The following is a 24,029-nucleotide window of genomic DNA, read 5'->3' on the forward strand; positions in this document are numbered from 1 at the left end:
GCAGGGCTCTGATGGCCCTGCAGGTTCAGGAAGATCGGGGCCAGGCCCCGAACGGTATTCACAGGAGAGCAGGACGTGAAGAAAAGCATCTGGATGGCGGCGCCGCTGGCCGTAGTCATGGCCGCTACGGGCTGTACCACGACAAACCCCTATACCAATGAGCAGCAGACCTCGAGTCTGGCCAAGGGCGCGGGCATCGGCGCGCTGGTCGGCGGCGTGGCCGGCGCGACCAAAAGCGGTAACCACCGCCTCGACAAGACCCTGATCGGTGCCGCCGTGGGCGCGGCCGCCGGTGGCGGTGTCGGCTACTACATGGACGCTCAGGAGGCCAAACTGCGTCAGGAAATGCAGGGCACGGGCGTGAGCGTCAATCGCGTCGGCGATCAGATCCAGCTCAACATGCCCAGCGCCATCACCTTCGGCAGTGATTCCAGCGAGCTTTCCTCGCAGATTCACGCCCCGCTGGATGGCGTGATCAAGGTGCTTGGCGAGTATCCCGACACGCTGGTCAATATCGCCGGCTACACCGACTCCACCGGTGCTGCGGCCTATAACCAGCGTCTGTCCGAGCTGCGCGCCCAGGCGGTCGGCAACTATCTGGCCCGCGGCGGGGTCAACTTTAACCGTTTGATCATGCAGGGCTACGGCGCCAGCAACTACGTAACCGGCAACGACACGCCCGAAGGCCGGGCGCAGAATCGTCGCGTCACGGTCACGCTGGTCCCCAACGGCAACCAATGATTCGCTGAATCGACCGAGCGTCGGATCGTCGCCGCAGTCCTGTGACTGCGGCGACGTTTTTTCAAGGAGGGAACGTGCTTTCCTATCAACATGCATGGCATGCCGGCAACTTTGCCGATGTGCACAAGCATCTGGCCCAGTTCGCGCTGATCGAGCGCCTCATGCAGAAAAACTCGGCCCTGAGCCTGATCGACACGCATGCCGGCCGAGGTCACTATCCGCTGGAGGCGGTGGAGACCGCAAGGCTGGGTGAGTACCGCGAGGGCGTCCTGCCTGTCTGGCAGGCGCGTGATCGCCACACGGGGCTGCTCGAGCGCTGGTGCGAGGCGCTGGGCAGTCTTCAGGACGATCCAGGGACGCTGGCGCGCTATCCGGGCTCGCCCTGGTGGTTTGCCCGCGCCATGCGCGCCAATGATCGGCTGACCCTGTATGAGCTGCATCCCGGCGAGCATCGCCATCTGGAAGACGCCGCGCTTGATACGCCCCACGTACGACGGCTCAAGCGCGACGGCCTGGAAGGGCTGGTCCATCAGCTGCCGGTAAGAACGCCCAGGCTGTGCGTGTTGATCGACCCCTCCTATGAGGTGAAGGACGACTATGAGGCGGTCGCCTCGACGCTTGATCAGGTCGTGCGCCAGATGCGACATGCCGTCGTGCTGATCTGGTATCCGCTGCTGGGGGACGGGCGTCACCAGCGCCTGCTGGATACGATCAAGCGCCATGAGATCGCCAAGGTGTGGCGCAGCGAGCTCACTCGTCACGACCCGGCGGGTGAGCGCGGGCTCTACGGCTCGGGGCTTTTGATACTCAACCCGCCGTGGCAGCTGGACACGCAGCTTGATGACGCCTTCACCGAACTTGCCACGCTCTACGGCGATCAGGCCCGGCATACCAGCGACTGGTGGATGCCCGAGCGGCCCTGATCAGGCGCTGACCACAAGGGTCAGATCCTGAACGCCGGACGTTGCTCCTGCAAAAAGGCCCGCCGTCATGGCGGGCCTTTTTGTGTTAACCCCGGTCAGCCTGTCAGGACGAGCCGGTCGGCGCTGTCTGTGTCGACGGGCGGCTCGCCGAGGCGCCGGCGTTGGCATTACTGCGCTCCTGACGCGCAATCTCGTCGGCAATCTGCTCGCCCACGTTTTCCCAGCCCTGCGAGAGGGTACGCACCAGCGCCGGGTAGCCGTCGTCTTCCAGCGGCCGCTCGATATCAAAATGATGCTGGGCCATCAGGTTGCCGCCGGCATCGCGCAGCTGATACTGCCCGGCCAGTACCGCCATGCCGTCATAGCGCCCCTGAAACTGCGACAGCGTGACCCGCACGCCGGTATCGGCGCGGTCGCCGGCCAGCGTCTCGCCCAGCACGCGATGATCACGCAGCCGGTCGCCCAGCGTGCGCTGAAGGCTGCGGGTGAGCTGGGCGCTCAGGTTGTCGGCCCACAGATTGGTCTGCGCCTCGTTTACCTCGATATCGCTGGTCTGATAGACCACGCCCTGGCCGTCGAGATAGTCCGCCAGGCGAACCGATGACACTGCAAGCGTCGGGGCGCTGTCCGGCAGCGACGCGCCCGGCTCGGCGGTGCGCTGATCGGCCAGCGGCAGCGTGTAGCGGTGAAACTCGGTGGCCTGGCCGGCGCAGCCGACCAGCATCGCCACCGCTGCCAGGCCGGCACTGCGAAGTGAGGCGTGAAGAAATGGCATCATCATGGACGGGCCCTCGGTTGCGGATCCTGGATCTCGCCGCGATTGAATATCAGCGAATTGGGTTTCTCGCTGATGGTGCGCGCCGCCGGCTGCAGCGAGCGCATCAGCTGCTCAAGGCTTCTCAGCGTCGAGGTCAGCTCGCCGTAGGCCGGGGCCTCGCTCGAGTAGCTCGACAGCGTCTGCTCGATGCTGCGCAGCGTGCGCTGTACGTCGCTGGGCAGACCGCGGGTGCTTTCGTCGTTGAGCACTTCATTGATGCTGCTGGCGGTCTCGTTGAGCTCGTTGATCAGCGACTCGGAACTGGCAAGCGTCGCATCCAGGCGGTCCAGTGACGATTCCACCGGCAGGTTGTTGAGCTTGTCGAGCAGGCCGGTCACCTTCTGTTCGATCTGGGCGAAGCTGCCGGGCTCGCTCGGGAACACGGCCACGCCGTTATATTCCTTGATCGTCTGCTCGGACGGCTCGTCGACGAAGTTGGTATCCACAAAGAGCGCGCCGGTGAAGATGTTGCCGGTCTTGAGCGAGGCGCGCAGACCGTTGCCGAACATGGCGTTGATGCGTGCGCGCCAGTCCTTGAGCGACTCCTCGTCCACCTTCGCCTGCATTCGCTGCGGCTCGATGCGGATCAGCACCGGAATCCTGAAGCCCTCAACCTGGTTTTCCTGCAGCAGATCGATGCGGTAGGGCACGGTGTCCACGGTACCGATGCGCACGCCGCGATACTCGACCGGGGCGCCACGCGAGAGCCCGCGCACGGTGTCATCGATCATGACCACATAGCGCAGGTAGTGGCTGAAGCTGCCCTGCAGGGCGTTTTCTTCATCGCTGTAGAGCGAAAAGACCAGCTCGCTGTTGTTGCCGATCGGCTCGCCCGGCGGAATGTCTTCCGGCACGCCGAAGGTCACGCCGCCGCTGACCAGCGACTCCAGCGAGCCCAGCCCCAGCGAGAAGCCCTCGGAGGTCAGGTCAAAATTGATGCCCGAGGCCAGCCAGAAACGGGTGTTGCTGGTGACCAGATCCTCGTAGGGCTCCTGAATAAAGAGCTGGTAGTGCACCACGCGGTCTTCGGTGTCGAACTCGAGATTCTCGACCCGCCCGACGGTGAAGCCCTGAAACAGGACCGGGTCGCCGACGTTGAGCGAGCCGGCGGCGGCGCTGGTCAGATGCAGGCGCAGCCCTTTGGCATCCGGCGGGGCGACCGGCGGCTGTTCGAGCATTTCAAAGCTGTCCTGGGCGTTTTCCGAATGCCCCGGCTGCAGCTGGATATAGGCCCCCGACAGCACGGTATTCAAACCACTGATGCCTTCGCGGCCGATGCGCGGCTTGACCACCCAGAACCGGGTGTCCTCGTTGAGCAGGCGATCGGTGTCCGGGTCCATGCGCGCCTTGATCACGGCATGCGAGGTGTCTTCCGACAGCGATACCGAGGTGACCTCGCCCACGTCCACATTGCGCGCCTTGATCATGGTATTGCCGGCATCGATGCCTTCGGCATTGTTCATGATCAGCGTGATTTCCGGACCCCTCGAGGAGAGGGTGTGATAGAGCATCCACCCCCCGATCAACAGCGCGATCAGCGGGATCAGCCAGACCGGCGAAATGTGGCGGTGCTTTTTGCGCTGTGCGGTGGTCTCGGTCTCGCTCATTGCCCCGTGTCCTGTGCTTTCCCTGCAACCACCGGCTGAGGGGATAATGTAGAAATATCGTTGTTTTCAAGATCGGCGTGGTCGGCGGCGTCCCAGATCAGACGCGGATCAAAGCTCATGGCGGCCACCATCGTCAGTACCACCACGGCGCCGAAGGCGATGATGCCGGGCTCGGCAGACACATGCATCAACACCCCGAGCTGTACCAGCGCCGCCAGCAAAGCGACCACGAAGACATCGATCATCGACCAGCGGCCGATGAATTCGGTCACCCGATAAAGGGTCATGCGCACCTCGGGCCGCCAGGGCTGTGGCCGGGCCACCTTGATACACAGCCAGAACAGCGCCAGCAGCTTGGCCACCGGAATGACGACGCTGGCCAGAAAGATGATGGCGGCAATGGGATAGTCGCCATGATCGAGCAGCAACAGCACGCCGCCCATGACGGTCTGGGTGGTCGTATCGTTGAGACTCGACACGGTCATGATCGGCAACACCATGGCCGGAATGTAGAGGATGACGGACACCATCAGCAGCGCCAGGGTTTTCTGCACGCTGTGGCGGCGGCGCATGTGCAGCTTCTCGCCGCAGCGTCGGCAGTAGCATGGCTGGTGGTGATAGTAGTCGTTGACCGTACCACACACCGGACAGCCCGCGAGCTTTTGACTCAGTGCGGTGCGCCCCGACTGCGCCCGGGCCGGCGGGGCCGGTTCCGGGGCCATGACATCCCAGAGCCAGTCGCGATCCACGCTGCGCGAGATCAAAAGCATCAGCACCACGAACAGGCAAAAGGCCCAGAAGGAGACGCCAAAGCCGATGCTGGCCAGCGACAAAATCTTGACCAGGCTGACCAGCACGCCGATCAGGAACACATCGGCCATCATCCAGTGCTCGATATGGCGCAGGGTGCGCAGCATCAACATGCCCCGGGGCGGGCGGCGGCCCAGCAAAAAGGCAGCGTGTATCACGATCACCATGCCCAGATAGAGCATCGGCAGCAGCAACAGCACCATCCACAGCACCACCGCGAGCACGGTGTAGTTGCCGGTCGACAAAATGGCGATGGCATCGGTCAGGCTGATGGCGCGCTCGATGCCGCGCGCGGAAAAGGAGATAAACGGAAAGGCGAGCGAGGCGACCAGCGCCACTACCGCGGCGATGGCCAGCGCCAGTGCCTGCTGGGCAGGGGCACGCTTGCGCACCATCAGCTCACTCTGACAGCGCGGGCAGCGCGCGCTTTCCGAGCACGCCAGTGGCGGCACGGTGCTGACCAGATCGCATTCATGGCAGACCCGCAGGGGCCGTGAAGGCACGGATGGCGTGGTGATGGTGTTCTCCGAATTCGGCTCGGGATGAGTCAGTCTGAGACAATAGTGTGGCAAATATCGGCCATGACAGGGCGGCCATGAAGTATTCGGGCCCGGAAAATATAGCCGATCCCCGCGCTCTGGCAGTATCAGGACATCTCTGACATGTCAGGGTCCACGCCTGCCGAGTCGTAATAAACATTCACCAGGGTACGTAAATAGCATCGAGCGCCGGCCACGGCAAGCCATCATGTGTTATGGCGGTTCAGCCTCGGCTATCGATGGCCACCGGCTGGTGCCAGAGCCGGTAATAGGCGCCGTCGGGATCATCGAGCAGCTGCCCGGGTGCCCCGCGTTCGACGACCCGCCCGGCCTGCATCACCACCACCTCATCGGCCCCGGCAATGGTCGAGAGCCGGTGGGCCACCACGATCATTGTGACCCGCCCCTTGAGCGCGGCCAGCGCTCGATTGAGGCGCGATTCAGTCAGGCTGTCGACGCTGGCGGTGGCCTCATCGAGCAGCAGAATCCGCGGCTGTCGCAGCAGCGCCCGGGCGAGTGCCAAAAGCTGGCGTTCGCCGGTGGACAGCGTCAGCCCTCGTTCACCCAGCGGCGTGTCGAGTCCGTCGGGCAGCCGGTCGATCAGCTCGCGCAGCTGCGCCTCATCGATGGCCCGCGCCATGGCGGCCTCGTCGGCCTCGATCCCCATCAGCAGGTTGTCCCGCAGCGTGGTCGAGCGGATGAAGGGCTCCTGCGGCACGCTGGCCATCACCGTATTGATCACCGACGGCGCCAGGGTCTCGATGCGCCGACCGTCGAGCAGCAGTTGGCCTTTGGTGACCGGCTGCAAACCGCCGAGCAGGTCCAACAGGGTCGACTTGCCGCTGCCGGTGGGGCCGACCAGACCGATGAAGCGCCCCTCGGGGATCTCGAGCGTGACATCATCGAGCGTATTGGCCTCGGTGCCGTGATGACGAAACGCCACCGCCTGAAGCCGGTAGTCGGCGGATTGGATGGGCTGTGTATCGTCGCCGGTGGCGGCCTGCGGGCGATCCAGCAGGGAGAGCAGTCGCGTGCCGGCCACGCCCGCCTGCTGAAAGATGTTAAAGCGCTGGGTGATCTCGATCAGCGGCTCACTGACACGCCCCAGCCAGGTCACGAAGGCATAGAGCACGCCGATTTCGGCGCCGCCCACCAGCGCATCGGCGCCATAGCCGATCAAAAGCGCGGCCAGAATGATCACGCCGACCAGATCCAGCGCCGAGCGCAACAAAAGCGCCGAGATGCGGATGGTGTGCAGCCGGGCCTGATACTGCGCCACGTTGATGTCGTGATAGCGCGTGCGAAAGCGCTCGGTCTGATTGAACGCCTGCAGCACGCTCATGCCACCGATCGCCTCGTTGATGCGGGCGTTCTGCCCGGCGCGCAGGCGGCGCACCTCCATGGCGGCCGGGCCGCTGGCGCGCTGATAGCCCCAGATGATCACGGCGGCGACCGGAATCAGGGTCGCGGCGATCAGCATCAGCTTGAGATCCATCAGCGCCATCGCCACCAGGATACCGATCAACAGCATCAGGTTCTGCAGCACCGTGGCCAGAAACTCGACGTAGAGCTCGCGCAGGTCATCGGTGTCGTTGGTCACCCGCGCCACCATCTCGCCGGTGGGGGTGGCGTCATGGACGTGCTGGGGCAGACGCATGACGTGGCGAAAGACCCGCTGACGCAGGGCGTGCACGGCATCCAGTGCGATGCGGGCAAAATAGAGCGTCTGCAGGTAGCGCCCGAGCGCGGCAAGCAACTGACTGCCGACATACAGCACCAGCAGAAGCGTCAGCGGCTCGACGCGCAGATCGCGCGGCACCAGATAGCTGTCGATATAGTGCTTGGTCAGCCAGGGGCCGAGCACGTCCATGCCGGTGGCGATCAGCAATAGCGCAAGCGCCAGCAGCACACGGCGGCGGTCATACAGGAGCGGGCGCATCATCAGTGCGAGCAGGCGACGATTGATCATGTGGGCGCCTCCTCACCGCGACCGTCACCGCAACCCTGCTGCTCCTGCCACAGGCGGGCGTAGTGCCCGCCCCGGGCCAGCAGCGCCTCGTGGCGGCCCTGCTCGACCGCGCGGCCCTGCTCCAGCACCACGATATGATCGGCGTGGCGCACGGCCGACAGGCGATGGCTGACGATCAGACAGGTGCGCTCGCGCTCGGCTTCCAGCGTTTTTAGAAGGGCCTGCTCGGTGGTCTGATCCACCGCCGAGAGCGTGTCATCAAGCAGCAGAATGGGGGCAGGGGAGAGCAGGGCACGCGCCAGCGCGACCCGCTGGCGCTGGCCGCCGGAGAGCGTCACGCCGCGCTCGCCTATGCGGGTCTCGAGCCCCTCGGGCAGACGTTTCAGATCCGGGCCGAAGGCCGCCGCGGTCAGGGCCTGACGGATCGCCTCATCGCTGGCATCGGGTACCCCCAGCGCCACGTTTTCCCCCAGCGTGGCGGCAAAGAGATACGGGTCCTGGGGCACGTAGGCATACATCGAGCGCAGCGCGTCCAGCCGGTAGTCGCTCAGGGGCTGCTCTCCCAGGGTTAGCGCGCCGTGCGCCAGCGGATACTGGCGCAGCAGCAGCCGGATCAGGGTGGACTTGCCGCTGCCGGTCGCGCCGACGATGCCCACTGTCCGGCCGGGGGCGATCGCCAGTTGAAGATCGGCCAGCGCCGGGGTGTGTGACAGCGGGTAGGTGAAGGACTCGATCGCCACGTGAATGGCCGGCGAGGGCGCCCTGGTCAGCACGCCTTCATCGCTGATGGTTTCACGCTCGTGGAAGAATTCGGTCAGGCGCCGCGCAGCGGCCTCGCCGCGCTGAAGGATATTGAGACACCAGCCGAGGGCAAACATCGGCCAGATCAGCTGGACCAGATACAGCGTAAAGCTGGTCAGCTCGCCCAGCGTGATGGCCCCCTCCAGATAGCGCCAGCTGCCGGCCACGATGGTGGCCAGAGTTGCGCTGCCCAGCGCCACGAACACCACCGGGTCGTAGCGCGCCTCCATGCGCTGCACCTGGTAGTTGGCCCGGGCGTGGGCGTCGGCCCTTTGGTCAAAATCGGCAATCTCGGCCTCGATCAGCGAGTGCTGGCGCAGCAGTCGCAGCCCGGCGAGCGCCTCCTGGGTGCGGTCGTTGAGATCGGAAAAGCGCGCCAGCGACTGACCGAAATAGCCCTGTACCCGACTGGCGATGCGGTAAAAGCCCCAGGCCATGAAGGGGAAGGGAATCAGCGCAATCAGCGCCAGCGGTGCATCGATCACGATGATCATCATCAAAAGCACCAGTACCAGCGTCAGCGCCCCGTCCACGCTCGAGAGCACGCCTTCCCCGGCAGCCACCTCCACGGCATCGATGTCCTGGGTCGAGCGCGCCAGCAGATCGCCGCTGCGCCGCTGCTGGAAAAAGCCCGGGTCCAGTCGGGTCAGCTTTTCATAGAAGCGGTCACGCAGGGCCACGCCCAGCCGATAGGAGGCGCCAAAGAGCAGCATGCGCCACAGATAGCGCAGCACATACATGGCCAGTGCCACGGCCACCAGTACCGCGGCACTGCGCCACAGCCCGGGCATGTCGATACGCCCCTCGTTGAGGGCATCGATGATGCGCCCGGCCCACCAGGGCAGCGCCATGTTGAGAAGGCCTACCGCCAGCAGCGCCATAATGGCGAGCAGATAGGCGCGGCGATGGGTCGCCAGAAAATCGAGCAGCAGTCGGCGTAGCGCCATGAGCGTTGGGTCTGATCAGATAAGGTGAAAAGGATGCGGGACGTCGAGGGCAGTGTAACAAAGGGACACGTCTTCAGCCGGTTTATCCGCTCCCTGCGCGGTGGAATTCACGTTGTCCGCTTATCCAGCGACGATTACGCTATGGCGCTCAACACCGTGAGGATAGGATCGTGTCGACCACGATGAAAATTGCCTGGGCCAGTCTGCTGGTGGGCTTCGCCGTACTCGGCCTCAAGACGCTGGCGTATGCGCTGACCGGTTCCGTGGCGCTGCTCTCCGATGCGCTGGAGAGTCTGGTCAACGTGGTCACGGCGGTAGCAGCGCTGATTGCCATTCGGGTAGCGGCCATGCCGGCCGATGACAACCACCCCTACGGGCATCACAAGGCCGAGTTTTTCAGCGCCGTGCTGGAAGGCGTGATGATCATCATCGCCGCCCTCCTGATTCTGCGCGAGGCCATCACCGGACTCATGAACCCGCAGCCGCTCGAGCTGCCGTTGATGGGCATCGTCATCAGTTTGATTGCCACCGTGATCAACGCCGTCTGGTCGCGCGTTTTGATCCGGGTCGGCCAGCGCGAACGCTCGCCGGCACTGGTCGCCGACGGCCGCCATCTCTTTACCGATGTGGTCACCTCGGCCGGCGTCATCGTGGGCGTGGTGCTGGCGATGACCACCGGCTGGTGGCTGCTCGACCCGCTGGTGGCCATTATCGTGGCCGTCAACATCCTGTGGTCCGGCGCCAAGGTGATCCGGGAATCCCTGAGCGGGCTAATGGATGAGGCGGTGTCGCCCGAGACGATGGCACTGATTCACCGCGTAATCGCCTCGACCGGCGAGGGCGCCGTCGAGGCCCACGATGTGCGCACCCGCCACGCCGGTCGCGCCACGTTTATCGACTTTCACCTCGTGGTGCCGGGAGACACCACCGTGTTTCACGCCCACGAGATCTGCGATCGTATCGAAACCGGGCTACGCCAGGCGCTGGGGGATGTGCGCATCACCATTCACGTTGAGCCCGAGCACAAGGTCGAACCGATCGCCGACATCGTCTTTGATTGAGCCGGTATTGGGGTGATCGACTCGCCCGCTTACGGCACGCGATGCAGCCACGCCTCGTCCTGAAACTTCGACTCGGCCAGTGACTGCGCCGCACTCAGCTCGTCAGGGCGGACATCATCGGCGGTGAGCGTAAAGCGCGCGCCAAAGGAGGCCGCCATGCGCTCGATGATCGCCTCGCGCGACAGGCCGGTCTGGCGTCGCAGCGGATCGACCCGCTTGCTGGCGCTGGCCGTGCCCTTGTCGGAGAGCTTTTCGCGCCCGATGCGCAGCACCCTGGTCAGGCGCTCGGCGTCGATGTCATAGGCCATGGTGACGTGGTGCAAAACGGCGCCGTCCAGACGCTTCTGGGCGGCGCCGGCAATCTTGCCACCTTCCGAGGTAATGTCATTGATCGGCACGTACCACGCCCTGATGCCCATATCGCCCAGCGCCTGAATCACCCAGTCATCGAGAAAGGCGTAGCTCTCCACGAATGACAGCCCCTGTACCAGGCTTTCCGGCACGATCAGCGACCAGGTGATGGTGTTGCCCGGCTCGACGAACATCGCCCCGCCGCCGCTGATGCGCCGCATGACCTCCACTCCGAGCTCGCCGGCGGCTGTCGTATCGACTTCGTTGGCCAGCGACTGAAAGCTGCCGATGATCACGGCCGGCCGATCCCACTCCCAGACCCGCAGGGTGGGGCCGCGTCGGCCGGCAGCGACTTCCCGGGTCAGTACCTCATCAAGGGCCATGTGCAGCGCCGGGGCCTCCGGGGCGCGATGGATCAGGCTGAAGGCGTGCTCGCCCCAGTCAGAGGCTCTTGAAAGCGCCCGGCGGATGACGGTGGCCACTGCCGGGGCGGAAAGGCCCACCATGACGGTGCCTTCCGGCAGCGCCCGGCGCACCCGCTCGGTCAGCTCTTCGGCGCTGGCGGCCACGCTTGCGCCCACCAGCGACTGGTTGATGGCCTCGAGCGCGTCGTCGGGTTCGAGAAAGAAATCACCCGACAGGCGCACCGAGGCGAGCCGGTCATTGTCGGTGGTGATGTCGGCCACCAGCAGCTTGCCGCCGGGGACCTTGTATTCGCCGTGGCACGATTCGTATTCACCGTGGCATGAATCTACGACCATAGTCTAAAATCCGGGTCCGATTTGATGTCTGGCAGTATAGCCGGTCGTCCATGGGGCGCCGCTACCGCTACGCCTGATGCCCTGTTCCCTACACTGATGTTCGATGGCATGCGCCCTGCCGGGCGGGTGCGACGGGTATCGTCATTTTCCTTAGCGCGAGGCGTCATGGTTCGTCACTCCCACCCCCTGCTTGTTCTTCTGGCGCTGGCCACCGGTGGCTTTGCCATCGGCACGACCGAGTTTGCCACCATGAGTCTGCTGCCCTTTATTCAGCATGACATGCAGATCGATCCCTCCACGGCCAGTCATATCATCAGCGCCTATGCGCTGGGCGTGGTGATCGGCGCGCCGGTGATTACCGTACTGGCGGCGCGTATCGATCGCAAATGGCTGCTGTTGACCCTCATGGCCCTGTTTGCACTGGGCAACGCCCTGAGTGCACTGGCGCCGGATTACGGCTCGCTGGTGCTGTTCCGCTTTCTCAGCGGTCTGCCGCACGGCGCCTACTTTGGGCTGGCGGCATTGATGGCGGCCTCGGTCGTCGCCAGCGGCAAGCGCACGCGCGCCATTGGCATGGTGATGCTGGGGCTGACGGTGGCCACGATTGTCGGCGTGCCGATGGCCACCTGGCTGGGCCATGCGGTGGGCTGGCGCTGGGGGTACTGGCTGGTCACGGCACTGGCCATTCTGACGGTGGTCATGATCGCCCTGTTTGCCCCCAGAACGGGCGTGGCCAGCGAGCGCAGCGCCAAAGGGGAACTGCGGGCGCTGAAAAACGGCGCCGTGCTGCTGACGCTGGCCATCGGCGCCGTCGGGTTTGGCGGCATGTTCTCGGTCTATACCTATCTGACCTCAACACTGGACCATGTGACGCAGATGTCGTCGGCCACCATTCCGCTGGTGCTGGCCGTCTTCGGTCTTGGCATGACGATCGGCAATGTCATTGTACCGCGCTTTGCCGACCGCGCCCTGATGCCCACGGCCGGTGGGCTGCTGATCTGGAGCGCGGTGGCACTTGGTGCCTTCCCGCTGGTGGCGGGCAATCCGTGGCTGGTGGCCATCGATGTGTTCTGCATCGGCATCGGCGGGGCGCTGGGCACCGTTTTGCAGACCCGGCTGATGGATGTGGCCGGCGAGGCGCAAAACATGGCCGCCGCGCTCAATCACGTCGCCTTCAACATGGCCAACGCCCTCGGCCCCTGGCTTGCCGGTCTGGCGCTCGCTCTGGGCTTTGGTTTTCGCTCGACCGGGGTCGTGGGTGCTCTGCTGGCGCTGGGCGGTCTTGTGATCTGGATGCTGGCGCGGCGTCAGGAGACACGATCAAGGGCCGCTTGAGCCAACCCTTGACCGTCCTTGATGACCGGGAAGTGAAACGTCCTTTCTAGAGGCGAAGCCGTCCTTCGCCGATGACCACGGCCATTCCACCCACGTGAATGGCCGTCACTGAACGGTCAGGCTTGTCGACCAGCACGCCGATACGGCTGGGGCGCCTCATCTCAATACCCTGATGGATCGTATACTCCAGCATGCCGCTCTCCGGTGACTGCTGCGCCAGATGGCCGGCCAGCGGTGCGGCGGCGCTGCCGGTGGCCGGGTCCTCTGTCACCTGATCAGTGATGCGCAGCTTGCGCGCCCGAACGCTATGGTCACCTTCCTGAACGTACATGTAGACATTGGCGCCATGCTCGTCTCTCAGCGCCGCCGGCAGCTGCGACGGGCGGGCCCGGACATGGGTCAGTGTCTCAATGGAGGTGAGAGCGATCAGGTGAAAGGGCGAGCCGCAGGCGGAACCGACCACCGGGTCATCGATCACGGCTTCCACGGAGAGCCCCAGCAGGTGTGCGGCACTCGCGCGCGACAGCGGGCTGGGCTCGATGCTCAGGGGGCTGGGCGTACTCAGCCAGGCGTGGGCGCCATCAAATCGGATCGGTACCTCGCCAGCGGGCACCTGCAGCTTCAGGGGCAGCTGGTCATCATGCCAGCCGATCTCGCGCAGCAGCCAGGCCGCACCGATGGTTGGGTGGCCGGCAAACGCCAGCTCCTGATGCGGGGTGAAAATACGCAGGTTGAACACGCCCGGCATGGCGGTGGCGGCGATAAAGACCGTCTCCGACAGATTAAGCTCGCGCGCAATACGCTGCATGGCGCTGGTGCCCAGCGCGCCGGCGTCAGGAAACACGGCCAGCGGATTGCCCTGGAAGGGGGTGTCGGTAAAGACATCCAGCAGCAGATAGTCGAGAGAGGGCTCTCGCGGATCAATCACCCCATGAAGTGACATGGCAACTCTCCCTGAAAGCGGGCCGGCGTTTTGAAATCATTCATTTAGCATGCTAACAAGGCCGTGATCGGTGTGTCGTGCCGGTTGTCGCATCACTGCGTCCCTGTCTACTTGCCAATACAAAAGCTGCCGAAAATCTCGCCCAGAAGCTCATCAGCGGTGAACTCGCCGGTAATCTCGCCGAGCGAATCCTGCGCGGCGCGCAGGTCTTCGGCCAGCAGTTCGCCGGCCCCGGCACCGGAGAGCTGATCCGCGCCGTGGGTGAGCGCCTGGCCGGCGCGGTCCAGCGCATCGAGATGGCGGCGACGCGCGGAAAAGCGCCCCTCGCTGGTGGACTGATAGCCCATCACGGCCTTCAGGTGCGACTTGAGATGATCCACGCCGGTACCGGTGGTGGCAGACAGACGGATCACCGGCGGCGTGATGGCAAGGCTCGGTTCACCGGTTTCGCCGCTCTCATCGATCTTGTTGCGCACCAGGGTCAGTTTGGACGGGTCGGGCAGACGCTCGACGAACTCGGGCCAGATCGCCATCGGGTCGAGCTCGCCGCTTTCGCGACTGTCGACCATCAGCAGTACCCGGTCGGCTTTTTCGATTTCCGCCCAGGCACGCTGCACGCCGATTTTTTCGACCGCGTCCGGCGTGTCGCGAAGGCCGGCGGTATCGATGATGTGCAGCGGCATGCCGTCCAGATGGATGTGTTCGCGCAGCACATCCCGGGTGGTGCCGGCGATATCGGTGACGATCGCGGTCTCCTGCTCGGTCAGCGCGTTCAAAAGGCTCGACTTGCCCGCATTGGGCCGCCCGGCGATCACCACGCTCATGCCCTCGCGCATTAGCGCGCCCTGGGCGGCGCTGGCGCGCACATCCGCCAGGCTTGTGCGAACGTTTGATAGCATTTCGGCCACCCGACCGTCACCGAGAAAGTCGATCTCCTCCTCGGGAAAGTCGATGGCGGCCTCGACAAAGATGCGCAGCTCGATGAGCTGCTGGACCAGCGCCTGCACCCGGGTCGAGAACTCGCCCTGCAGCGAGTGCAGGGCGTTTTCGGCCGCCGCGCGGGAGCTGGCCTCGATCAGATCAGCAATTGCCTCGGCCTGGGCCAGATCGAGCTTGTCGTTTAAAAAGGCGCGCTCGGAGAACTCACCCGGGCGGGCCAGACGGGCGCCCAGCGTGACGGTGCGCTCCAAAAGCCAGTCCATGATGACCGGACCGCCGTGGCCCTGTAGTTCCAGCACGTCCTCGCCGGTAAACGAGTGGGGTCCGGGGAACCACAGGGCGATGCCTTCGTCGAGCACCTGACCCTCATTGCCCAGAAAGGGACCGTAATGGGCGCGGCGGGGTTCGGGGTCAAAGCCGAGCATGGCGCGGGCGATGTCGGCGGTTCTGGCGCCGGACAGGCGAATGATGCCGACGCCGCCACGACCGGGCGGGGTGGCCAGCGCACTGATGGTGTCCTGGTCGAGCATGAGCGTTCCGAAAGGGTGAGATGCCGGCTGGGCGGCCGTGAATGACAGGGCGTTGATTGTCAGCGCTGGCATCAAACGCTGCAAGCGCCGGGCGAAATACGTGGTCGTTGCTATAGTGATTCGCAGACTATCGATATCCAGCACACGGGAGCGCTTTCATGACCGGGCAGTTTCACTTCTACGAGCCGCGCAAGGGCCACGGCCTGCCGCACGATCCCTTCAAGGCGATCATCGCGCCGCGCCCGATCGGCTGGGTCTCGTCACAAAACAGCGAAGGCCGGCTCAATCTGGCGCCCTACAGCTTTTTCAATGCCTTTTGCGCCGTGCCGCCGATCATCGGCTTTGCCAGCGGCGGCTGGAAGGACAGCGTGGCCAACATCGAGGCGACCGGCGAGTTTTGCTGGCATCTGGCCACGCGTGCACTCGCCGAGAAAATGAACACCTCGAGTGCCAGCGTGGGCAATGAGGTCGATGAGTTTGCCCTGGCCGGGCTGACGCCGGCGGCGTCCAGCGTGGTGAAGGTGCCGCGCGTACTGGAGGCGCCGGTGTCGTTTGAATGTCGCCTGACCCAGCTGATTCAGCTCGAATCCGCCAATGGCGAGAAGCTCGACAACTGGTTGGTGCTGGGCGAGGTGGTCGGTGTCCACATCGATCAAAACCTGCTGGCGGACGGCATCTATCAGACCGCCGCTGCCGAGCCGATTATGCGTGCCGGCGGGCCGGCGACCTACTACACCATCAATGACGATGTACGCTTTGAGATGGAGCGGCCGGACAACTCTGGTCAATAGAGCATCGGCAAAACGCAAAAGGGCCGGCAATCGCCGGCCCTTTTTATGCGCTCGCGTTAGAAGGGTCAGCCCTTGAGCACGCCGTCTACCAGCGCCTTGGCTTCTTCCTGAATGCGCTTCAGGTGGTCTTCGCCTTCAAAGCTTTCGGCGTAGATCTTGTAGACATCTTCGGTGCCGGAGGGGCGGGCGGCGAACCAGCCGGCCTCGGTTTCCACCTTGAGCCCGCCGATGGCCGCGCCGTTGCCGGGCGCTTCGGTGAGCTTGCGCGTAATGGCGTGACCAGCCAGCTCTGACGCCGTGACCTGCTCGGGAGAAAGCTTGCCAAGGCGCGCCTTCTGGTCGCGGTCGGCGGGGGCATCGACGCGGGCATAGACCGGGGCGCCAAAGCGCTCGGTCAGCGCCTGATACAGCTCGCCCGGGTCCTTGCCGGTCACGGCGGTCATTTCCGCGGCCAAAAGGCCGAGGATGATGCCGTCCTTGTCGGTCGACCAGGGCTGGCCGTCAAAGGTCAGAAAAGAGGCGCCGGCGGACTCTTCGCCGCCAAAGCCGAGGCTGCCGTCCATCAGGCCGTTCACGAACCACTTGAAGCCCACCGGCACCTCGACCACGGTCTTGCCGATGCCGTCGGCGACGCGGTCGATCATCGAAGAGGAGACCAGTGTCTTGCCGATGGCGGCCTGCTCGCCCCACTGCGGGCGATGGGTAAAGAGATACTCGATCGCCACGGCCAGATAGTGGTTGGGGTTCAAAAGCCCGGTGGAGCGGGCGACGATGCCGTGACGGTCATGGTCGGTGTCGCAGGCGAAGGAAACGTCAAAGCGGTCCTTGTTCTCGATCAGGCCGGCCATGGCGTAGGGCGAGGAGCAGTCCATGCGGATCTTGCCGTCCCAGTCCAGCCGCATGAAGCGAAAGGTCGGGTCCACGGTAGTGGAAATCACTTCCAGCGGCAGCTGATAGCGCTCGGCGATGCGCGTCCAGTAGTGCACGCCGGCCCCGCCCAGCGGGTCAACGCCGAAGGTCAGCCCCGAGTCACGGATCGCGGCCATGTCGATGACCTTTTCCAGCCCCGAGACGTAGCTGTCGATGAAATCAAAGCGCTGCGTGGTGGGGGCGGCCAGAGCTTCTGCGTAGCTGACGCGCTTCACGCCCTCGAGATCTTTGGAGAGCAGCTCGTTGGCGCGCTCCTGAATCCATTTGGTGATGCCGGTATCGGCCGGGCCACCGTTGGTGGGGTTGTACTTGAAGCCACCATCCACCGGCGGGTTGTGTGACGGCGTGATCACGATGCCATCGGCCAGCTCGCGGTCACGATCGCGATTGTGGTTGAGAATCGCGTTCGACAGCGCCGGCGTGGGCGTATAGCCCGGCTCGCCGCCCGTTTCCTCGCAGCCGGCATCGATGCGGGTTTCGACACCGTTGGCGGCCAGCACTTCGAGCGCCGAAACAAAGGCCGGCTCGGACAGCGCGTGGGTGTCCATGCCTATAAACAGCGGTCCGGTGATGTCCTGATCGCGACGGTAGTCACAGATGGCCTGTGTGGTGGCCAGGATATGCCACTCGTTGAAGCTCGCTTTCAGCGATGAGCCGCGATGACCGGAGGTGCCGAAGGCCACCTGCTGGGCGGGATCCGACACGTCCGGGCGCTCGCTGTAGTAGCGCGACACCAGACGCGGCAGATGGGCGAGGCGTTGCTCGTCGGGCTGCTGCCCTGCATGGGGATCGATGCTCATCTCTTCATCCTTTGAGAAGCGTGGCGACAGAATTTATGCGCCATTCTAGCAGGCACGGCCCAACGGCCTCTGTGCCTTTTTGTCATGCTTGGCGCCTCATGCAGTGAAACGTCACGCTCTGCACACCCCATGTCCTTCATGTTACGGGGGTTCTGGAAAGGTCGCGACCGGCGCCTGTGACCGGCGCTTTTATCATCATGACATGGTGTGTTGCCCGGTACCCTTTGTCCGACGGCTTTCACGGGAGAGGGCCGGGGTATCCACAGGATCGTATCCACGAGGGAATCATGTTTCTCAGGCAACTGCACTATCTTGTCGCCGTGGCAGAACACCGCCATTTCGCACGTGCGGCCGAGTCGTGTCGGGTCTCGCAGCCGGCGCTATCCGCGGGCATACGCCAGCTGGAGGAGGAACTCAAGGTAACCATCATTCAGCGCGATCGGCGTTTTCAGGGACTGACCGAAGAAGGGTGGCGTGTGTTGAAGTGGGCGCGTCAAACGCTTGATTCCCTCGATGGGCTGCGTCAGGAGGCTGCGCTGGCCCAGCGCATCTCCGGCGGTCATCTCGCCATCGGTGCCGTGCCCTCTGCACTGCGTGCAATCTCGACGCTGGCCGATGAATATCGTCGCGTTATTCCGGACCTGACGCTGGAAATCGTGTCGCTCAGTACCCAGGAGATTGCGCGGCGTTTAAAGGAACGGGAGCTTCATCTGGCGATTGCCTATACCGAGCATGGGGTTCAGCAGGGGTTCGAGACGCTCGATCTTTACAGGGAAACGTTTGTACTGCTTTCTGCAGAAAGCAGCAATATTGCCCCCGAGCGCTGCTTTCAGTGGCACGAGCTGGGACTTCTCCCCCTTTGCCTTTTCGACAGGGGCATGCACAATCGCCATATTCTTGACCGCTGCTTTCAGGCGGCCGGCGTTACACCGCGCGTGGTGGTAGAGACCAATGCCCCCAGCATTATTCATGAAGAGGTTCGGCGAGGGCAGATATATGCCATCGCACCGGTCAGTGCGCTACCCGACTATTTCATGGATGGCGGGGTTCGTCTCAACCCGATTGCCGATCAGCCCTGCGCCACCATCAGTCTCATTCGTTTGAGTCAGGACAATCTGCCGGCGGTGGCCAGCGCCATCTGGGACCATACCCGAACGCTGAATCTTTCATATTAGTCTTTTATTTCAAAGGCCTGCGACGCAGATAAGAAGGGCTTATCAAGACATCCGAACAAACGATTTGAACCCATGTCAGGCGGACGGAGATGCTCGGGGTGTGCCTCGACACTTTTCTTCGACCGACATGGAGCCCCGACATGGCCAAGATTCTTTGCGTTCTCTATCCCGACCCGGTGACCGGTTACCCGCCGCAGTATGCGCGCGAGGACATTCCCGAGATCAGCGCCTATCCCAATGGACAGATGGCCCCCACGCCCGAGGGTGAACCCGGTTTCTCGCCGGGGGAATTGATTGGCTGCGTCTCTGGCGAACTCGGTCTGCGCTCATGGGCACACGCCAACGGCCATGAACTGATCGTGACCAGCGACAAGGAAGGGATCGATTCCGTCTTCGAGCGCCATCTGGCCGATGCCGAGGTCGTGATTTCACAGCCGTTCTGGCCGGCCTATCTCAGCCAGGAGCGTATTGCCCGGGCAACGAAGCTCAAGCTGGCTCTGACGGCCGGCATCGGCTCGGACCACGTTGATCTCAAGGCGGCGGCCGAGCACGGCATCACGGTGGCCGAAGTCACCTTCTCCAATTCGATCAGTGTGGCCGAGCACGTCATTATGACGGCGTTAACGCTGGTCCGAAATTTCGCCCCGTCGCATCAGATCGCCCTCAATGGCGGCTGGAACATCGCCGATTGCGTCTCGCGGAGCTACGACATCGAAGGGATGCAGTTCGGCACGCTTGGCGCCGGGCGCATCGGCCTTGCCGTGCTGCGGCGCATGAAGCCCTTTGATACGCCGCTGCACTATTTTGATCCGCACCGCCTGCCTGAAGAGGTCGAGCGCGAGCTCGATCTGACCTACCACGACTCGCCGGAATCCCTGGTGGGCGCCTGCGATATCGTCAATGTTCAAACGCCGCTTTATCCTTCTACCGAAGGTTTCATCAATGACGCGCTGCTGTCGAAATTCAAGCGTGGCGCCTACCTGGTCAACACGGCGCGGGGCGGGCTGTGCGACCTGAAGGCCGTGGTCAGGGCGCTGGAGTCGGGACAACTGGCAGGCTACGGGGGCGATGTCTGGTTCCCGCAGCCCGCGCCGGTGGATCATCCCTGGCGGCGTATGCCCAACCATGCGATGACCCCACATATTTCCGGCACCTCTCTATCGGCCCAGACCCGCTACGCCGCCGGAACGCTGGAAATTTTGCAGAATTTCTTCGCTGGCAGGCCGCTGCGTCAGGAATATCTCATTGTCGATGCCGGTCATCTGGCCGGCGCCGGGGCCAATGCCTACCAGCTTTGATCCATGATGTTTGGGCGGATGTTGTATGCCATGGGCTACTGGCTCATGGCATATGATTGGATCCATCGTTTCAGCGTTCCCGTGAACGCCGCCACATTGCAGGCGAGTCGCTTTCAAAGCGCTGCCATACACGTCGCAATTGGCGATCATCACCAAAACCACTGACTTCGGCAATGCGCGCCAGACGCCAGTTGGTCTCGCACATTAACTGACGGGCGAGCTGCAATCGCAGTCGCATCAAATAATCCATGAGCGACAGGCCAGTCAGCGCACTGAAGCGGCGCCTCAACTGACGCTCACTCATGGCTGACCGGGTTGCCATCTCCCCCAGCGTCCATGGATGGGCCAGATCAGCAGCAAGCGCGTCCTGTAGCCGATGAATACGGTGGTCAACGTGATTGCGCCCTTCCAGCCAGATACTCAACTGGGGTTCCTGGCCGCTGCGCCGCCAGTAGAGCACCAGGTCGCGAGCGACCTGGTGGGCAATGTGTTGTCCAAGGGTACGGCCCAGCCAGTGCAGCATGGTATCGATCCCTGTAGAGATGCCGGCACTGGTCAGGCAGTGGGCATCTTCTGTAAAGATACAGTCGCTGCGTACCCGGGCGCGTGGCGCAAGTTTTTGTAGCTCGTCAACCAGGGCGTGATGTGTCGTACAACGAAGGCCATCGAGCAGTCCGGCGCGTCCCAGCAGCAGCGCTCCAGAACAGACCGCCATCAGGGTCCGGCTTGCTGATGCCTGATACTTCAACCAGTCGATGGCCAGTTGTTGATCCCGTTCATCGGCTTGCAGGCGGTACTGTCCAGGTATGAGCAGCAGATCAAGGGGAATGGCTTCCGTTGGCAGTGGCTTTATGCCGGAGAGCTGCATCGCTCCCAGCCAGGGTAATGAAGGCTGCGGGCCAAAAAAGTGCAAGTGAATGGGCGCGCCAAGCTGCTCGGCACTGAGCAATACCTGTAGCGGGCCGGCCAGATCCAGCGGTACCTGGCCGGGCAGCATCAATACGCCGATCTCTATCGGCGTACTTTCAAAATGATGGTTCAAGCAGCACTCCGTTCTTGCCATTCTGATACCAGGGTATCGACAGTGACGATGCGTGCAAAGCGATCTTCCAATACCAGCTCGGTATGGGCGCGTATATCGCTGGCACTCCAGAGGCGACCTGCCCGCTGCATGTCGAAGGTCAGGGTCGCCTCACTGACAAAGTCGATGTCAAAGCCAAGATCCGACCCGACACGCGCAGTGGTTTCGCAGCATTGTTCGGTACGAATACCGCTGATGATCAGTCGCTCGATATGGTTCAGGCGTAACCAGCGCGCCAGTCCCGTATCCGTAAAGGCGTTATGAGCACTCTTATGGAAAGTCACGGCCACATCATCCTCGAAACCTTCCAGAGGACGTATCAAGCCATTGGAAGGGTCAAAGGCGCCTTCGCTCGATGGGGCTTCATGGAAAATGCGCACGATTGGCGTACCGGCCTCGTGCGCCAGATCGAGCAGGCGGCGCTGATAGGGTCGCCATGCATTCGCCAGCGTTTCATCCCAGTAGTTACGAGTCGGAAAAGAGGCCTGAACGTCGATCAGCAGCAGGGCAGTAGCGGACATGACAGGTTCCATAAGCAGAAAAGAAGAGATCTCAGCTTACGGCCTGGCATGAAGCGCCACGAGGGCATGGTCGGCAAAAAGCGGACAATTTCGGACATGATGATTTCAAAAGTTTCATCGCCCTGCTCATCAGCCTGACGGCAGTGCCACGTGTTTCTGGCAATGCTATCAAACCCGCCTCATGGGCAAGACTACCCTGGTTCTCCGCTGTCATCGCGTGACGTGTAACAGGCAATGTTTCACTCAATCGCATCCAGTCCGATATCAAGCTGTGGTGCCGAGTGGGTCAGGGCGCCCACGGCAACCAGGTCCACGCCAGTGTCGGCGGTCTCGCGAAGGCGCAGGGCGTCAATACCGCCGGAAGCGGTCAGCAGGCAGCGCCCGGCGGTCATGGCCACGGCCCGGCGCAGATCATCAGAGGTCATGTTGTCGAGCAAAATCGCATGGGGCGGTGTGGCCAGCGCCTGCTCGAGCTGTTCGAGGGTGTCGACTTCCAGCTCGATCATGCGCAGATGCCCCAGCTGCGTGCGGGCCCGCGCAAGCGCCTCGCCAATGCTGCCCACCGCGGCGATGTGGTTGTCCTTGATCAGCATGGCGTCATCAAGGCCCAGACGATGGTTGACCCCGCCGCCCAGGCGCACGGCATGCTTTTCCAGCGCCCGCAGGCCGGGGGTGGTCTTGCGCGTGCAGCAAAGCTGCGCCCGGCTGCCGTCGAGCTGATCGACCAGGCGGCGCGTCAGGGTGGCAATGCCCGAAAGCCGGGTCAGGAAGTTGAGGGCGGTCCGCTCGGCGGTCAAAAGCGACCGGGTCGGCCCTGCAAGCGTGGCGATGGGCTCAAGGGCCTGAAGCCGCTCACCGTCACGGCGATGCACCTCAATATGAATACCGGCATCGACGTGATAAAGCACGCGGGACAGCGCGTCCATGCCGGCCAGCACACCGGGTTGCCGAGGCCGCAGCTGCAGGCGACTTGAGTGGTCGGCATCGATCAGCGCCTCAGAGGTGATATCACCGCCACGGCCCAGATCCTCGGCCAGCGCGGCAGTGACGATGGGGTCGAGAACAATGGCCGGCAGGGGGGCGATATCAAATCGTAACGGGATCATGACACCACCTCGATATGCGCTGTGCGGGCCGGTCGGGTGAAATCGGCCGGCGTTACGGGGTCGGGAAGCGCCAGCATCGCGTCGATGGCGCGCCGGGCGCGGTTGGCCACGCGCGCCTCGACGTGCACCTCATGATGGCCGAAGGCGAGCGAGGCCAGAACGGCGTCCAGCGTGATCCGCTGCATGTGCGGGCAGAGCGTGCAGCTGCGCACGAAATCGATCTGCGGGTGGCGGCTGATCAGGTTGTCGCTCATCGAACACTCGGTAAGCAGCAGCACCCGGTCGGGCCGGTGATCATCGACCCAGCGCGCCAGGGCGGCGGTCGAGCCGGCAAAATCGGCGGCCGCCAGTACATCGGTGGGGCACTCGGGGTGAGCCAGCACCCGCACGCCGGGATGGCGCCGACGGATGGCGCTCACCTGCGTCGGGGTGAACTGCTCGTGCACCTCGCAGCTGCCCTGCCAGACCAGAATCGACAGGGGCGTGCGCGCCGCCACGTTCCGTGCCAGATGCTCATCGGGCAGCATGATGACCTGATTGACGCCCCACTCGGCAGCAATCGCCTCCACCACGTTCAGCGCGTTGGACGAGGTGCAGCAGATATCGCTTTCAGCCTTCACCTCGGCGCTGGTGTTGACGTAGGTCACCACCGGCACGCTCGGGTAGCGCGATCTCAGTTCGCGCACCTGCGCGCCGGTAATCGATGAGGCCAGCGAGCAGCCGGCGTTGGTATCAGGCATCAGCACGCGCTTGTCGGGGCAGAGAATCTTCGAGGTTTCTGCCATGAAGTGCACGCCGGCCTGCACGAGGGTGCCGGCCTCGCTTTGGGTGGCGTCACGCGCCAGCGCCAGCGAGTCACCGCAGATATCGCCGACCAGCGCGTAGATCTCCGGCGGCATATAGTTATGCGCCAGAATCACGGCGTCCTGCTCGCGCTGAAGTTTTCGGATGGCATGCACCCGGCGGGCGATGGCCGGCCAGTCATGGCTGCTGACATGGTCTTCCACGCGCGCATAAAGTGCATCGGTCTGGCGGGCAACTTCAGCGTCATAAGGGGGCAGCAGCGATTCGAGCTGCGGGTCCGGCAGTACTTCAGATCGGGCAGGCGTCACGGTCATGAGCAGGCTCCTCAAGGGTTAGGCTCATAATGAGCATTTTAGAGTCTGGCACGATTGCTTTTTTGAACAGTATGAGCAAAAGGTAGAAAGCCTTGGTCAGGGCTGATGTGCTCGCCGGTGTGGTTCGCTCCGGCC

Annotated in this window: 20 protein-coding genes; 7 read left to right on the top strand and 13 right to left on the bottom strand. The window is 63.6% G+C overall.

The features are described from left to right. Positions 1-75: 75 nt before the first annotated feature. Both ACS92L_RS13565 and ACS92L_RS13570 read left to right on the top strand, forming a co-directional pair. Positions 76-741 (top strand): OmpA family protein, encoded by a 666-nt coding sequence (locus ACS92L_RS13565; protein WP_438765527.1) that lies wholly within the window; start codon positions 76-78, stop codon positions 739-741. A 74-nt stretch (positions 742-815) separates the two neighbouring features. Beyond that, on the top strand, positions 816-1,664 hold the full coding sequence (locus ACS92L_RS13570) for a 23S rRNA (adenine(2030)-N(6))-methyltransferase RlmJ (RefSeq protein ID WP_438765528.1): 849 nt from the start codon (positions 816-818) through the stop codon (positions 1,662-1,664). A gap of 103 nt (positions 1,665-1,767) precedes the next feature. Here the strand turns inward: ACS92L_RS13570 and ACS92L_RS13575 are convergent, their stop codons facing one another. From ACS92L_RS13575 to ACS92L_RS13595, 5 genes are all read right to left on the bottom strand, one after another. Next, positions 1,768-2,445 carry a PqiC family protein gene (locus ACS92L_RS13575; RefSeq protein ID WP_438765529.1) on the bottom strand — a complete coding sequence of 226 codons (678 nt, stop codon included), beginning with the start codon at positions 2,443-2,445 and terminating at the stop codon, positions 1,768-1,770. Further along, entirely contained in the window at positions 2,442-4,088 is a 1,647-nt protein-coding gene (gene pqiB, locus ACS92L_RS13580; RefSeq protein WP_438765530.1) for an intermembrane transport protein PqiB, read from the bottom strand. Before pqiB ends, ACS92L_RS13575 begins: the two co-directional genes overlap by 4 nt. Then, complete coding sequence (locus ACS92L_RS13585; RefSeq protein WP_438765532.1) at positions 4,085-5,401, bottom strand: PqiA/YebS family transporter subunit; 1,317 nt, start codon at positions 5,399-5,401, stop codon at positions 4,085-4,087. The genes pqiB and ACS92L_RS13585 overlap by 4 nt, the downstream gene beginning before the upstream one ends. Before the next feature lie 259 nt (positions 5,402-5,660). Continuing rightward, positions 5,661-7,406, bottom strand: coding sequence for an ABC transporter ATP-binding protein (locus tag ACS92L_RS13590; protein WP_438765533.1), 1,746 nt, complete (start codon positions 7,404-7,406; stop codon positions 5,661-5,663). Beyond that, entirely contained in the window at positions 7,403-9,154 is a 1,752-nt protein-coding gene (locus tag ACS92L_RS13595) for an ABC transporter ATP-binding protein (protein WP_438765534.1), read from the bottom strand. The genes ACS92L_RS13590 and ACS92L_RS13595 overlap by 4 nt, the downstream gene beginning before the upstream one ends. Positions 9,155-9,324: 170 nt before the next feature. On the opposite strand from ACS92L_RS13595, the gene ACS92L_RS13600 reads away from it, so the two are divergent. Continuing rightward, the gene (locus ACS92L_RS13600) at positions 9,325-10,215 is read left to right on the top strand and encodes a cation diffusion facilitator family transporter (RefSeq protein WP_438765535.1); all 891 of its coding nucleotides are present in this window, start codon (positions 9,325-9,327) and stop codon (positions 10,213-10,215) included. Positions 10,216-10,244: 29 nt separating this feature from the next. Here the strand turns inward: ACS92L_RS13600 and ACS92L_RS13605 are convergent, their stop codons facing one another. After that, entirely contained in the window at positions 10,245-11,327 is a 1,083-nt protein-coding gene (locus tag ACS92L_RS13605) for a lipoate--protein ligase family protein (RefSeq protein WP_438765536.1), read from the bottom strand. A 165-nt stretch (positions 11,328-11,492) separates the two neighbouring features. Between ACS92L_RS13605 and ACS92L_RS13610 the strand changes: the two genes are divergently transcribed. Beyond that, positions 11,493-12,662 (top strand): MFS transporter, encoded by a 1,170-nt coding sequence (locus tag ACS92L_RS13610; RefSeq protein WP_438765537.1) that lies wholly within the window; start codon positions 11,493-11,495, stop codon positions 12,660-12,662. Between the two features lie 46 nt (positions 12,663-12,708). Here ACS92L_RS13610 and ACS92L_RS13615 read toward each other — a convergent pair whose 3' ends face one another. Together ACS92L_RS13615 and mnmE are read right to left on the bottom strand one after the other, a co-directional pair. Next, entirely contained in the window at positions 12,709-13,605 is an 897-nt protein-coding gene (locus tag ACS92L_RS13615) for a PhzF family phenazine biosynthesis protein (RefSeq protein ID WP_438765538.1), read from the bottom strand. A 107-nt stretch (positions 13,606-13,712) separates the two neighbouring features. After that, positions 13,713-15,074: a tRNA uridine-5-carboxymethylaminomethyl(34) synthesis GTPase MnmE gene (mnmE, locus tag ACS92L_RS13620; RefSeq protein WP_438765539.1), complete on the bottom strand. Its 1,362-nt coding sequence runs from the start codon at positions 15,072-15,074 to the stop codon at positions 13,713-13,715. A 158-nt stretch (positions 15,075-15,232) separates the two neighbouring features. Between mnmE and ACS92L_RS13625 the strand changes: the two genes are divergently transcribed. After that, positions 15,233-15,865, top strand: coding sequence for a flavin reductase family protein (locus ACS92L_RS13625; protein WP_438765540.1), 633 nt, complete (start codon positions 15,233-15,235; stop codon positions 15,863-15,865). Between the two features lie 65 nt (positions 15,866-15,930). Here ACS92L_RS13625 and pgm read toward each other — a convergent pair whose 3' ends face one another. Beyond that, on the bottom strand, positions 15,931-17,595 hold the full coding sequence (pgm, locus tag ACS92L_RS13630) for a phosphoglucomutase (alpha-D-glucose-1,6-bisphosphate-dependent) (RefSeq protein WP_438765542.1): 1,665 nt from the start codon (positions 17,593-17,595) through the stop codon (positions 15,931-15,933). 287 nt (positions 17,596-17,882) lie between these two features. Here pgm and ACS92L_RS13635 point away from each other — a divergent pair, with 287 nt between their 5' ends. Together ACS92L_RS13635 and ACS92L_RS13640 are read left to right on the top strand one after the other, a co-directional pair. After that, complete coding sequence (locus tag ACS92L_RS13635) at positions 17,883-18,770, top strand: LysR family transcriptional regulator (RefSeq protein WP_438765543.1); 888 nt, start codon at positions 17,883-17,885, stop codon at positions 18,768-18,770. Positions 18,771-18,910: 140 nt separating this feature from the next. Next, the gene (locus tag ACS92L_RS13640; protein WP_438765544.1) at positions 18,911-20,068 is read left to right on the top strand and encodes an NAD-dependent formate dehydrogenase; all 1,158 of its coding nucleotides are present in this window, start codon (positions 18,911-18,913) and stop codon (positions 20,066-20,068) included. A gap of 70 nt (positions 20,069-20,138) precedes the next feature. Here the strand turns inward: ACS92L_RS13640 and ACS92L_RS13645 are convergent, their stop codons facing one another. The 4 genes from ACS92L_RS13645 to nadA form a co-directional block, all read right to left on the bottom strand. Beyond that, complete coding sequence (locus ACS92L_RS13645; protein WP_438765545.1) at positions 20,139-21,110, bottom strand: GlxA family transcriptional regulator; 972 nt, start codon at positions 21,108-21,110, stop codon at positions 20,139-20,141. Beyond that, positions 21,107-21,670, bottom strand: a complete 564-nt coding sequence (locus ACS92L_RS13650) for an isochorismatase family protein (protein WP_438765546.1) — start codon at positions 21,668-21,670, stop codon at positions 21,107-21,109. The genes ACS92L_RS13645 and ACS92L_RS13650 overlap by 4 nt, the downstream gene beginning before the upstream one ends. A 239-nt stretch (positions 21,671-21,909) precedes the next feature. Continuing rightward, positions 21,910-22,776 carry a carboxylating nicotinate-nucleotide diphosphorylase gene (gene nadC, locus ACS92L_RS13655; RefSeq protein ID WP_438765547.1) on the bottom strand — a complete coding sequence of 289 codons (867 nt, stop codon included), beginning with the start codon at positions 22,774-22,776 and terminating at the stop codon, positions 21,910-21,912. Further along, positions 22,773-23,894, bottom strand: a complete 1,122-nt coding sequence (gene nadA / locus ACS92L_RS13660; RefSeq protein ID WP_438765549.1) for a quinolinate synthase NadA — start codon at positions 23,892-23,894, stop codon at positions 22,773-22,775. The genes nadC and nadA overlap by 4 nt, the downstream gene beginning before the upstream one ends. Positions 23,895-24,029 lie beyond the last annotated feature (135 nt).

It is taken from the genome of Kushneria halocnemicola (assembly GCF_965650455.1).
Lineage (GTDB): Bacteria > Pseudomonadota > Gammaproteobacteria > Pseudomonadales > Halomonadaceae > Kushneria.

Bases quoted from the DNA above. Each gene is read 5' to 3' on its own strand.
- ACS92L_RS13575 (WP_438765529.1), bottom strand. From the start codon at position 2,445: ATGATGATGCCATTTCTTCACGCCTCACTTCGCAGTGCCGGCCTGGCA.
- pqiB (WP_438765530.1), bottom strand. From the start codon at position 4,088: ATGAGCGAGACCGAGACCACCGCACAGCGCAAAAAGCACCGCCACATT.
- ACS92L_RS13590 (WP_438765533.1), bottom strand. From the start codon at position 7,406: ATGATCAATCGTCGCCTGCTCGCACTGATGATGCGCCCGCTCCTGTAT.
- ACS92L_RS13595 (WP_438765534.1), bottom strand. From the start codon at position 9,154: ATGGCGCTACGCCGACTGCTGCTCGATTTTCTGGCGACCCATCGCCGC.
- ACS92L_RS13605 (WP_438765536.1), bottom strand. From the start codon at position 11,327: ATGGTCGTAGATTCATGCCACGGTGAATACGAATCGTGCCACGGCGAA.
- ACS92L_RS13610 (WP_438765537.1), top strand. From the start codon at position 11,493: ATGGTTCGTCACTCCCACCCCCTGCTTGTTCTTCTGGCGCTGGCCACC.
- ACS92L_RS13615 (WP_438765538.1), bottom strand. From the start codon at position 13,605: ATGTCACTTCATGGGGTGATTGATCCGCGAGAGCCCTCTCTCGACTAT.
- mnmE (WP_438765539.1), bottom strand. From the start codon at position 15,074: ATGCTCGACCAGGACACCATCAGTGCGCTGGCCACCCCGCCCGGTCGT.
- ACS92L_RS13625 (WP_438765540.1), top strand. From the start codon at position 15,233: ATGACCGGGCAGTTTCACTTCTACGAGCCGCGCAAGGGCCACGGCCTG.
- pgm (WP_438765542.1), bottom strand. From the start codon at position 17,595: ATGAGCATCGATCCCCATGCAGGGCAGCAGCCCGACGAGCAACGCCTC.
- ACS92L_RS13635 (WP_438765543.1), top strand. From the start codon at position 17,883: ATGTTTCTCAGGCAACTGCACTATCTTGTCGCCGTGGCAGAACACCGC.
- ACS92L_RS13640 (WP_438765544.1), top strand. From the start codon at position 18,911: ATGGCCAAGATTCTTTGCGTTCTCTATCCCGACCCGGTGACCGGTTAC.
- ACS92L_RS13650 (WP_438765546.1), bottom strand. From the start codon at position 21,670: ATGTCCGCTACTGCCCTGCTGCTGATCGACGTTCAGGCCTCTTTTCCG.
- nadC (WP_438765547.1), bottom strand. From the start codon at position 22,776: ATGATCCCGTTACGATTTGATATCGCCCCCCTGCCGGCCATTGTTCTC.
- nadA (WP_438765549.1), bottom strand. From the start codon at position 23,894: ATGACCGTGACGCCTGCCCGATCTGAAGTACTGCCGGACCCGCAGCTC.